The organism is Streptomyces sp. SM11 (assembly GCF_002910905.1).
GTDB lineage: Bacteria > Actinomycetota > Actinomycetes > Streptomycetales > Streptomycetaceae > Streptomyces.
This window is the reverse complement of record NZ_NEUE01000196.1, coordinates 20041-30813: the sequence shown is the minus strand read 5'-3', so window position 1 is coordinate 30813 and position 10773 is coordinate 20041. Positions and strand designations below refer to the sequence as shown.

The window sequence follows — 10773 nt, the reverse complement described above, 5'->3', positions numbered from 1 at the left end:
CGACTGACAGTGATGATGTTCGTGGTGACGCCGCCGGTGGGTCTGACCCTCCGACTGACTGACGTCTCGACTGTCCTGTCTGGGATTTGTCGGCCCGCCCGGCGTCACCACGCACGCGGCCGGACGGGCGCTTGTGACTTCATAGGAGTCAGCCGTTCACCTGCGGATGACGCCTCGCGGGCGTGAAAATCGGTACGGGGGCTGTCCGCCGACGCCGATCGATGTTTGGGCTGTGAGCCCGCATAGGAGTCTGGTGAGGGAGTCGTCCGAGGGGCCGCACACTGTCGCCTTGAGCACGCCGATCAGCTTCTCCGTTCCCCTCAGGCTCTCCGGGCAGCCCCCGCCCGCGCGAGTACGACAGGGAGTGTGTGATGGAGGAGTTGAGAGAGGATCACGACGACGGAACGGTGGGCAGGGTCGCGGCGATCGACATCGCCAAAGCATCGGGGATGGTCTGCCTGCGCGTCCCGCACGACACCATCGAGGGCCGGCGCGTCCAGCAGGTCTGGAACGTCGCCTCGACCACCAATGCGATCCTGGAACTCGGAGACCGGCTCGTCTGCCAGGGCGTCGAGCGCGTGGTGATGGAGGCGACAGGCAACTACTGGCGCTCCTTCTTCTACCTGCTGGAAGCCCGCGGCCTTCAGTGCTGGCTGGTCAACGCCCGTGACGTGAAGAACGTCCCCGGCCGGCCCAAGACCGACAGGCTGGACGCGGTCTGGCTGGCGAAGCTCGCTGAACGCGGCATGGTCCGGGCCTCGTTCGTCCCGCCCGAACCCGTCCGGCAGCTGCGGGACTTCACCCGCACCCGCACCGTGTTCGTCCAGGAACGCACCCGGCACAAGCACCGAGTGGACAAGGCCCTGCAGGACGCGCAGATCAAGCTGTCCGGGGCCGTCTCGGATCTGTTCGGCCTGTCGGGGCGGGCCATGATGGACGCCATGGTCGCCGGTGAACGCAACCCGCGTGCCCTCGCCGAGCTTGCCCAGGGCAGCCTGGTCAAGAAGAAGGCGCTGCTGGTGGAAGCCCTGACCGGCCAGTTCGAGGACCACCACGCTCGGCTGCTCGGGGTGCTGCTGGCCACGGTCGATCATCTGACCACACAGGTCCACGAACTCGACCGGCTCATAGCCCGGACGCTGGAGGAGATCACCACACCGCACGACGGCACGGGCGCCGATGACGAGCCTGCCGCCCCGGTGAGTGCGCGAGTCCTGGTCGAACGTCTCGATGCCGTTCCCGGTATCGGGCCGACCACCGCGCAGACCATTGTCGCCGAGATCGGCGCGGACATGAGCCGCTTCCCCACCCCCGAGCACCTGGCCTCATGGGCGAAGCTGTGCCCCAGAACCATCCAATCCGGCGCGAAACACACCACAGGCCCGGCCGGACAGGGTAATCCCTGGCTCAAGGGCGCGCTCGGCGAGGCCGCCAACGCCGCCGCCCGCACCGACACCTTCCTCGGCGCCCGCTACCGCAGGATCGTCAAACGCCGCGGACACGCCAAAGCCCTCGTCGCCGTCGCCCGCTCGATACTCATCATCGCCTGGCACCTGATCAACGACCCGGACGCCTCCTGTCAGGAGCTTGGTGCCGACTGGCACCGGCGCCATCTCGACTCCGCCCGCAAGACCCGCGACCTCGTCCGCCAGCTCCAAGCCCTCGGCCACCAAGTCGCCCTCACTCCGACAGCAGCCTGACCGTCCGGTCACCGTCATCCGGTCCGCAGGCGGCCCGGATGCTGCCGCCTGCCCTCCCGAAGGTCGATTTTCCGTTCAGCATCCCCACCCGGGGTCCGGCGGACGCTCCCGGCGCCGGGGCCGGCAGGGAGGAGTGCCGGGCCGTCAGCTGGGCCCGGTGGAAGGGCCGTCGGGCATTCGGGCTCCGCCGGACCGATATCCTGATCATGTCGTTCGCCGCACCGCCCAGGACTTCGCCGGAGACCCGGGGGACCTGGGGGGGGGCCGGCAGCCGGAGCGGGCCACAATTCGAGATAGGTGTGCAGGTGCTGGTAGCTGATCGGTACCGATTGGTATCCCCCATCGGTCGTGGCGGCATGGGCGAGGTGTGGCGTGCCACGGACGAGGTGCTGGGACGCGCCGTGGCCGTGAAACTGCTGCTGGGGGACCAGGCGGACGCCTCGTCGACCGCCCGTTTCCGGCTGGAGGCCCAGACCGCCGCCCGGTTGAGCCACCCGCACCTGGTGGCCGTGTTCGACTTCGGGGCCTGGGAGGACCGGTTCTTCCTGGTGATGGAGCTGGTCGAGGGGCAGAGCCTCGGAGACCTGCTGGCCGCCCAGGAGCGGGTCCATCCCGAACAGGTCGCCCAGATCGCGGGCCAGGCGGCCGCCGGGCTGGCCGCCGCGCACCGCCAGGGCATCGTCCACCGCGACATCAAGCCGGGCAACCTGATGCTGGACGCGGACGGTTCGGTGAAGATCGGCGACTTCGGGATCGCCCAGTTCGTCGACGACCCCTCGACCGCCCTGACGACGGCCGGTCACATCGTGGGCACGAGCCTCTACCTGGCCCCCGAGCGGGCGCTGGGGCGCACCGCCGACTCCGCGTCCGACATGTACTCCCTGGGCTGCGTCGTCTACCAACTACTGCTCGGGCAACCGCCGTTCAAGTCCGACACCGCGACCGCCACGCTCTACCAGCATGTCGACACTCCGCCGGTCCCGCTGCGGCAGCGCGGGGTGGAGATCTCCGCCGCGTTCGACTCGTATCTGCTCGGGCTGCTCGCCAAGAAGCCCGAGGAACGGCCCACCGCGCAGCAGGTCTCGGACTGGCTCCGCACCGACGCCTGGCGCGACCGACCGAAGCCCCTCCCGATGCAGGCGCCCATGTCCCATCGGGCGTCCGCCCCGGTGGCCCCGAAGCCCTCCCCCACAGCGCCGCCCGCACCGGTCAGCCCGACGACGTACCGGCTCCCGGGGCCCACGGGGCGAAGACGGCAGGCGACGGCCCGGTCTGCTCCGGCCCGCCGTCGCAGTACCCGCGAGGCGATTCGGCGGCGGCCCAGGGTGGCCAGCGCCATCGCGGGCACCGCGACGTTCCTGGCCGCCGTGTATCTGGGGATGATCCTGTTCTCCCCGGACTCCAGTTCCGCCGGCACCCCGGATCGGAGTCCGTCCTCGGGCCCCTCGCAGGACGTCCGCGATGGCAGCGGCGAACAGCAGCAGGGCCAGCAGGGCGGGGACTGGCAGAGCCAGGACCAGGGCCAGGAAGACGGGGACGGGGACGACGAAGGGGACGACTGAGTCCCGCCCGCCCTCCTGCCCGCCGCTACCAGCGGTCGTGGACCTCCGCGCGGCTCGACCGGTCGTACAGGTCCCGCACCCCGTCCAGAGTGGACTGCGGCAACGGCGGCAGGGCGGCCGCCGCCGCGTTGGCACGGGCCTGTTCCACCGAGCGTGCGCCGGGGATCACGCTGGTCACGCCCGGCTGCTGGATGATCCGGCGCAGCGCGGTCTGTGCGGGAGTGGCGCCCTCGGGGGCCGGTTCGGCGAACTCGACGGCCGCGACGACGCCGGTCGCGTAATCGGTGCCGGAGAACGTCTCGCCCTGGTCGAACGCCTCGCCGTGCCGGTTGTACGCCCGGTGGTCGTCGGGGCCGAAGACCGTGTCCTTGGTGTACTTGCCGGAGAGCAGGCCGGAGGCGAGCGGACCCGGGCGATGATGCCGACGCCCGCGGCGACGGCCGCCGGCAGGACCTCGTACAGCGGCTTGAGGCGGAACGGGTTGAGGATGATCTGCACGCTCGCGACGCCGGGGCGCGCGATGGCGGTGAGGGCCTCGGCGCAGGTCTCGACACTCACCGCGTAGGCGGCGATCCGCTGGGCGCCGGGAGACGAACGGTTGGGACGATCACCCGGTCCGGACCGGAGAAGCAACTGCACAAATCAAGGGCATATGCACACGACAGCGGGCTCGCCGTGCGGTTCGCCCCGGGCGGCAGCAGAGTGGAGACAGAGGGGACGCCGGGATGCGGGGATACGGACCGGCGGGACGAGCTGACGGAACGGGCCGGGGCGGCGAAGGGAGCACGACGTGGAGAACGACGGCACACCACGGCCCCACTTCGTCGTACAGATCCACGACGCGCGCCGCCTGCACTTCGACTTCCGGCTGGAGGTCGACGGCGTACTCAAGTCCTGGGCGGTGCCCCGCGGGCCCTCGGAGAACCCCAGCGACCGCCGACTCGCCGTGCCGACGGAGGATCACTCCCTGGAGTACCGCGAGTTCGAAGGGGTCATCCCCCGGGGCGAGTCCGGCAGCGGCACGGTCATCGTCTGGGACCAGGGCACCTACCGGCCGCTCGGGCACGACGGGCAGGGCGACTCCGTCCCCTTCGCCGAGTCCCTGGAGCTCGGCCATGCGACGTTCTGGCTCTACGGGGCGAAGCTGCACGGCGAGTTCGCGCTCACGCGCATCAAGAAGGGCGACGAGCCGGACAGCGGCGGCCACGAGGCGTGGCTGCTGATCAAGGCCGACGACCGCCTCGCCGTACGCGGCAGGCCCGGTTCCCCCGACCCGTACCACGCCCGCTCCGCCCGTACGGGACGGACGCTGCACCAGGTCGCCGCGGCGGCTGCCCGGGAGCCCGGGGACCTCTAGGCTCCCGGGCCAAGGTGCTCGGCGAGCACGTCGGTGCTGAGCGACCGCGGTCGGGCCGGGCGTGGGCCGCGGCCCGGCGCAGGTCCGGAACGGCCGCCCCGCCGAAGCCGACGAGCGCGTCCCGGCCAGCCCTCCGGACCACCGGCCTCGCGTGGCCGAGGAGCCGGACGAGGTCGGGCAGCGCGGGCCCGCAGGAGGTGCGGCCGAGCGTCCGGACCGCCATGCGCACCACGTCCGGCAGCAGGGCGAGTACGACCTCCTCGGCGCCCGGGGGACGCAGGACGCGGATCGCGTCGAGGAACGGGCGCGGGTCGCGGGCGGCGGGCAGAAGCCGTGCGTCGGCCTCGCCGATGGGGATGTCGGCGGCCCCCCTGACGCGACAGGGGACCGAGCAGAGAGCGGCAGCCGCGAGGGCCGCCGCCGGCCCGCCACGTTCGGCGCACCGGCCGCCGCGGGCGCCCGCCGACCGTGTCACCAGTGACGGGTCCAGGGGTGTCACCGCCGCCCAGGGCTCGACGAGTTCGCGCAGCACACCGGTCACGGACGTCGTGGTCGGGAGCGTCGAGGAGCCGGACCGGCCGGCCGCGCACGAGCGCCGGTGCGAGCAGTCCGGCGCGCGGCCCGTCGCGGGCCGGCCGCAGCGCTTCGGCCCGGAAGGGAGGGTCCCCGGTGTCGGACGAGTTCGGCCACGAGCAGGCCGGGACAGTGCGCTTCGGTGACGTCGCTCCCGCGGACGGCCCGGTGGAGGAGTTCACCCGCCGGTTCCGTGCGGAGGGCCAACGGGGGCACCGAGGAGTTCGGTGCGCAGCCGGGCGATCCGTAACCGGGCGAGCAGAGCGGCGTCAGCGCGGTCGAGGGCTTCGCTGATCGGTTCGTCCGGTGGGGTGGTCACCGACGGAGCGCAGACGGCCGGTTCACTCCGCCGCGTCGGGATGTTCGGACGCCCTGTACCGCACCGGCCCCGCCCTGGTCGATGATGTGGTCCGGGGCCGCCGCCGCCCCGGCAGGAGCAACAGCCGTTGGACGAAGGGGTTGTGATGCGGGAACTGCCACCGGACCCGGCGACGACGGACGCACGGGAGGCGCCCCGTACGGGAGAGGACGCCCAGGTGATCGTGGTGGGGGCGGGCCCGGCCGGCTCGTCGGCCGCTTACCACCTGGCGCGGGCCGGAGCGGACGTGATCCTGCTGGAGAAGGCCCGCTTCCCCCGGGAGAAGGTGTGCGGTGACGGTCTCACCCCGTGCGCGGTGCACCAGCTCATCCGGATGGGCGTCGACATCACCGCACCGGGCTGGACACGTGTCCGCGGGATGCGCTGGGTGGCCGGGGAGCACCGGGTGCACATCGAATGGCCCGCACTGGGCCGCTATCCGGACTTCGGCCTCTCCCGCAGCCGGCACGACTTCGACGACATCCTGGCCCGGCACGCCGTGGCGGCCGGGGCCCGGCTGTACAGCGGCTGGAGAACGCAGCGGCCGCTGACGGACCGGGCGGGCCGGGTCACGGGGATCGCCGCGGTCTCGGACTCCCCGGATGCCCCGGAGCCGGTCGACTTCCGCGCGCCGATCGTCGTCGCCGCCGACGGGGCCTCCGCCAGGCTCGCTCTGGCACTCGGCCTGGAGCGGGACCCCGGGCGGCAGATCGCGACCGCGGCCCGGCGCTACTACCGCAGTCCGGAGCGCTCCCGGGAGGAGTACCTGGAGCTGTGGGCCGACCTCCGCTTCCCCGACGGCGGCCCGTACCTGCCCGGCTACGGCTGGATCTTCCCGATGGGCGACGGCCGGGTCAACGTCGGGCTCGGAGCGCTGCCCCACCGGCGGCATGGCAAGGCGGACCTGCGCGCGACCCTGGACCAGTGGCTGGCCCGGACCCCGGAGGACTGGGGGCTGCGCGAGGAGAACGCGGAGGGCCCGGTCCGCAGCGCCGCCCTGCCCCTCGGTTTCAACCGCCATCCGCTGTACGCGCGCGGACTTCTGCTGGTCGGTGACTCCGGCGGCATGGTCAGCCCCTGGAACGGCGAGGGCATCGGCCAGGCGATGGAGGCGGGCGAGGCCGCGGCCGAGACCTCGGCCCTCGCCCTGGCCCACCCCCGGGGGCCCCGCCGCGAACAGGTGCTGCGCGGCTACCCGGTGGAGATGAACCGCCGCTGGGGCAGCTACTACCGCCTGGGCAACACCGCCGCCGACCTGATCTTCAGCCGCTCGGGCTTCCAGCCGGTGCTCAACCGGTACGTCATGGGCTCGCCGTTCCTCCTCAACACGCTGGCCCGGCTGCTCACCGACCTGACGGACAAGCCTTCGCGCGATGTGATCGACCATGTCCTCAACACGGCGTTCCGCCTCGTCCCGGCCCCGAGGCCGGGCCTGCGCGGCGGCCGGCCCCGGAAGCGCTGACGCGGGGCGGGACGGCGTCGAAGCGTCGGCCCGGGTGCCCGGGTGCCTCAGGAGAGGAGCCGGGCAAAGTAGTCCCGGTCCCGTACGTCCTCGGGTCGCACGGCGTCGTATCCGTGCAACGGCCAGAGCGGACGCCCATCGATCCACGGCACGACGATGGGCCTCTCGTCGTCGTCCGGTATCGCCCGCGCCACGTCGTCCGGCGCGGGCGCCCCGTCGATGTCCCCGTACAGCTCCACGACGCCGGTCGGGGCGGGCAGGCCGCGCCACGGCTTTCGTGACGAGCCCGGCGGAATGATCTCCAGCGAGCTCTCCGCCAACGCCCCAGGGCCACCGTCCAGCGGGAAGAAGATCAGCACCGCCGCGCCCTCGACGTGGCCGCGCAGCAGCGCATACCGCTTCCGCACCGGTTCCGGACGGCGACCGGCACGGGCCAGCGTGCGGGCGTTCGGTATCCCGTGGCGTACGGCGAGGTAGCCCAGCCGTACGGTGTTGAAGGCCGCGAGGGCGCTCGCCAACAGCGGAACCGGACCGTCCATCCACCACATCAGGGCGATCGCGGCCAGCATCAGGGCCAGGCAGTACAGCGCCCCCAGCACCCCCGAGAGCGCCAGCAGCGAGCGGCTCCGCCACCAGGGCCTTTCCCTGCTGCCGGGTGGGAGGGGCGGCAGCGGCTCCAGGGGCTCCGGGGCCCGGCGCTCGGCAGCCTCGGCCACCACCGCGTAGGAGAGGTCGGGGGGCTGCTCCCCCGGGGCGCCCTTCACCAGCGACACACGAGGGGCAGGCGCCACCGGCGCGGCGTGGGCCGGGCGGTGGGCGAGGGAGCGGCGGTCCCGCTTCCGGCGTACGACCCGGACGGCGCCTCCGGTCAGCGAGACCAGGGTCAGCAGCACGCCCGCCAGGAACATCAGATCGTTCACGTCGTTGGCCGGGGTGCCGTCCCACTCGGCGTTGTACAGGTCTCCCTTCCACGGGCCGTAGGACACCACCCAGCCGAGTTCCTGGTTCTTCAGGACAGGGGCGCGGTCGGGGTCGCAACGGAACGGGCCCTCCCGTCGCTCGCCGCTCCAGGGGTCGGCCCAGCGCACGGTGCAGTCCCCGTCGGCCGCTTCGCTGACCACGGTGAGCTCCGCCTTCGGATCGTCCATGGCCGCCTCGGACGCGGCGATGCCCAGCCCGAGGACCGCACAGCCCACGAGCAGGACCCAGCGCCAGAACGGACGCCGCCGCGGAACCGCCGGCAGGGGCGCGGGCGCTGCCGGGCACGACCCGGCCGGTTCCTTCGGTGTTGCCCCCGGTGCCTCCGGTTCGAGGAGCGGTACGGGGTCGGCGCGGCCGCCGATGCCCGTCTCCCGCGCCCACGCCACGAGTCGGCGGCGCCTGAACCCGGTCACCGGACGGGCCCAGAACAGGCCTTCCCCGCCGGGCCGGGACACGACACCGCCGCGTACCGGGTCGCCGCACCACCACAGGATGCCGTCCCACCCCGTCTCGGTGAGATGGACGGTGAACTGCGAGACGACAGCGCCCAGACACACCAGGTCACCGGTGCGGGGGTCGCGGAGCACCACACGCGGCGCGCCGGACCGCCCCGGGTCCTTCGACCGCGCGGCGCAGGGCGTCCAGGGGCCGTCGGACAGCCGTCGCCGCATGCGACGGGCGTTGAAGGCGAGGCCCAGGCCGACGCAGAGTGCGCCGAGGCCCGTGCCGAACAGGGGCGTCATGACCGCGCGGAGCCAGTCGGTCCAGCCGACGGCACTCTCCGCGAGGACGATCAGCGCCGCCCCGGCCGCGAGTACCGCGCCCCCGACCACGCACCACACGCCCGCCCGTCTTCGGTAGCGGGCGAGCGCTCCGGCGGTGGCCGGGAAGGCGATCGCCGTCCCCTCCCGCTCCCTCGTGGAACTCACGTGTGACTCTTCCTCTCGACCGTGCTGCCGCGGATGCTCGGTGATCTGGTGGGTGGAACCGCTGACCGGGCCGTCAGTATCGCCGCCGGGCGAGCGGACCGGCCCGGCGGGTGGTACCCGGGAGGCGGTTGGCCGGGCGTCGAACCGGGCGGCGTACGGTTTCGACGACAGGTGACCGGTGGACGGAGGAACGGACCGATGACGATATGAGGATCACCGCGCGGGGACTCAACCGCTCAACGCTCGCGCGGCAGTTGCTGCTGCGGCGCGAGCCGCTGGACGCCGCCGAGGGGGTGCGGCGCGTGGTCGCACTCCAGGCCCAGCAGCCTGCCTCGCCGTATGTCGCGCTGTGGAACCGGCTCGCGGGGTTCGACCCGGCCGGTCTCGACGCGGCGTTCACGGAGCACGCCGTCGTCAAGGCGACGCTGATGCGGCTCACTCTCCACGCCGTGCACGCCGACGACCACCCGGCGTTCCGGGAGGCCATGCATCCGGTGGTCCGCGCGTCCCGGCTGAGCACCCGCTTCACCGCCTCCGGCCTGACGGCCGAGGACGCCGACGCGCTGGTCCCCCGGCTGCTGGAGTTCGCGGACCGGCCCCGGACCACCGCCGAGTGCGAGGCGTGGCTGGGCGAACGGCTGGGCGAGTCGCCGGGGCCCGGCGCGTGGTGGGGTCTGCGGCAGTACACACCGCTGCTCCACGCGCCCACCGCCCCGCCGTGGTCGTTCGGTCACCGGCCCTCGTACATCGCGCCCCGGACCGGCCCCCTGCGGACGGCCCCTGATCCGAAGGCGTCGGCCGCAGCCCTGCGGACACTGGTCGTGCGCTACCTCGAAGGGTTCGGGCCCGCCTCCGTCGCGGACGTGGCGCAGTTCGCGATGGTCACGCGGGCCAGGGCGCGGGCGGCTCTGGCGGAACACGCCGGGCGACTGGAGCGGCTGACGGGTCCGGAGGGCGAGGAGCTGTACGACCTGCCGGGCGCCCCGCGTCCGGACGGGGCGGAGCCGGCGCCGCCCCGGCTGATGGCGATGTGGGACAGCGTCCTGTTGGCGTACGCGGATCGCGGCCGGGTCCTCCCGGAGGCATACCGCAGAATCGTGATCCGTGCGAACGGCGACGTCCTGCCGACGCTGCTGGTCGACGGGTACGTCGCCGGGGTGTGGCGGCCGGTCGCCGGGGGCGTGGAGGCGACCGCGTTCCACCCCCTGCCCGACGAGGTCTGGGAGGGGCTCGCCGCCGAGGCCCGGTCGCTGGTGAGGTTCCTCGCCGACCGTGAACCGGAGGTCTACCGGCGCTACGGCCACTGGTGGAGCCGTCTCCCGGACGCCACCGTGCGGCTGTTGCCCGGGGGCTGAGCCGGGAAGCCTGATCCGGGAACCCCCGAACGGATGCTCTACAGGCCTGTAGATTCAGCTCTGCCGGGCTGTCAGTGATCCGGCGGCCCAGTCCTCCAGTCCACTCCAGAGAAAGCAGCAACCATGTTCGGGATCGGCGAACTCACTCTCCTCCTCCTGGTGATCGTGGCGGTGCTGGCCGTGAAGAGGCTGCCCGAACTCATGCGGTCGGCCGGTAAGGCGGCGCGCATCCTCAAGAGCGAGAAGCGGGCGTCCAAGGAAGAGGACGACCGGGCGACGGGGGCGGGCGGGCAGCCGTCGTCCCCGCGGGTGATCCGCGGGGAGGCGACCGAGCGGGACGCCTAGGGCCCGTCGTCACACTGCCGTCGTCGCCCGGCAGACGACGGTGCGGCGACCGGCCCTGCTGGGTGTGCTCGGGGGCGTCGGCGGATGCGGCAGCCCGGCGCTCCGGCTGGATTCCGCGGCCGTGGAATGGTGTGGACGCGACGCGTTCGGT

The 10773-nt window shown here is 73.0% G+C and carries 9 protein-coding genes and 1 pseudogene; 7 read left to right on the top strand and 3 right to left on the bottom strand.

Going from position 1 to position 10773, the window contains the following annotated elements:
• Positions 1-371 precede the first annotated feature (371 nt).
• Complete coding sequence (locus B9S58_RS18595; protein WP_103531105.1) at positions 372-1700, top strand: IS110 family transposase; 1329 nt, start codon at positions 372-374, stop codon at positions 1698-1700.
• Between the two features lie 356 nt (positions 1701-2056).
• Positions 2057-3262, top strand: a complete 1206-nt coding sequence (locus B9S58_RS18590; protein WP_103533252.1) for a serine/threonine-protein kinase — start codon at positions 2057-2059, stop codon at positions 3260-3262.
• A 25-nt stretch (positions 3263-3287) separates the two neighbouring features.
• Here the strand turns inward: B9S58_RS18590 and B9S58_RS18585 are convergent.
• Positions 3288-3841: pseudogene (locus tag B9S58_RS18585) on the bottom strand (aldo/keto reductase); the annotation flags it as partial.
• Positions 3842-4052: 211 nt separating this feature from the next.
• Between B9S58_RS18585 and B9S58_RS18580 the strand changes: the two are divergent.
• Together B9S58_RS18580 and B9S58_RS18575 are read left to right on the top strand one after the other, a co-directional pair.
• Entirely contained in the window at positions 4053-4619 is a 567-nt protein-coding gene (locus B9S58_RS18580; RefSeq protein ID WP_103533251.1) for a DNA polymerase ligase N-terminal domain-containing protein, read from the top strand.
• 151 nt (positions 4620-4770) lie between these two features.
• Positions 4771-5100 (top strand): hypothetical protein, encoded by a 330-nt coding sequence (locus B9S58_RS18575; RefSeq protein ID WP_146063529.1) that lies wholly within the window; start codon positions 4771-4773, stop codon positions 5098-5100.
• Between the two features lie 270 nt (positions 5101-5370).
• On the opposite strand, the gene B9S58_RS38050 is transcribed toward B9S58_RS18575, so the two are convergent.
• Positions 5371-5511: a hypothetical protein gene (locus tag B9S58_RS38050; RefSeq protein ID WP_181009364.1), complete on the bottom strand. Its 141-nt coding sequence runs from the start codon at positions 5509-5511 to the stop codon at positions 5371-5373.
• A 145-nt stretch (positions 5512-5656) separates the two neighbouring features.
• Between B9S58_RS38050 and B9S58_RS18570 the strand changes: the two genes are divergently transcribed.
• Positions 5657-7012 carry a geranylgeranyl reductase family protein gene (locus B9S58_RS18570; protein ID WP_103533249.1) on the top strand — a complete coding sequence of 452 codons (1356 nt, stop codon included), beginning with the start codon at positions 5657-5659 and terminating at the stop codon, positions 7010-7012.
• Positions 7013-7059: 47 nt separating this feature from the next.
• On the opposite strand, the gene B9S58_RS18565 is transcribed toward B9S58_RS18570, so the two are convergent.
• Positions 7060-8922: a hypothetical protein gene (locus tag B9S58_RS18565; protein WP_103533248.1), complete on the bottom strand. Its 1863-nt coding sequence runs from the start codon at positions 8920-8922 to the stop codon at positions 7060-7062.
• 206 nt (positions 8923-9128) lie between these two features.
• On the opposite strand from B9S58_RS18565, the gene B9S58_RS18560 reads away from it, so the two are divergent.
• Together B9S58_RS18560 and B9S58_RS18555 are read left to right on the top strand one after the other, a co-directional pair.
• Positions 9129-10277, top strand: coding sequence for a winged helix DNA-binding domain-containing protein (locus B9S58_RS18560; protein ID WP_103533247.1), 1149 nt, complete (start codon positions 9129-9131; stop codon positions 10275-10277).
• Positions 10278-10400: 123 nt separating this feature from the next.
• Positions 10401-10622 (top strand): twin-arginine translocase TatA/TatE family subunit, encoded by a 222-nt coding sequence (locus B9S58_RS18555; RefSeq protein ID WP_103533246.1) that lies wholly within the window; start codon positions 10401-10403, stop codon positions 10620-10622.
• The last annotated feature ends 151 nt before the right edge of the window (positions 10623-10773 follow it).

Bases quoted from the DNA above. Each gene is read 5' to 3' on its own strand.
- B9S58_RS18555 (WP_103533246.1), top strand. From the start codon at position 10,401: ATGTTCGGGATCGGCGAACTCACTCTCCTCCTCCTGGTGATCGTGGCG.
- B9S58_RS18560 (WP_103533247.1), top strand. From the start codon at position 9,129: ATGAGGATCACCGCGCGGGGACTCAACCGCTCAACGCTCGCGCGGCAG.
- B9S58_RS18595 (WP_103531105.1), top strand. From the start codon at position 372: ATGGAGGAGTTGAGAGAGGATCACGACGACGGAACGGTGGGCAGGGTC.
- B9S58_RS18570 (WP_103533249.1), top strand. From the start codon at position 5,657: ATGCGGGAACTGCCACCGGACCCGGCGACGACGGACGCACGGGAGGCG.
- B9S58_RS18590 (WP_103533252.1), top strand. From the start codon at position 2,057: ATGGGCGAGGTGTGGCGTGCCACGGACGAGGTGCTGGGACGCGCCGTG.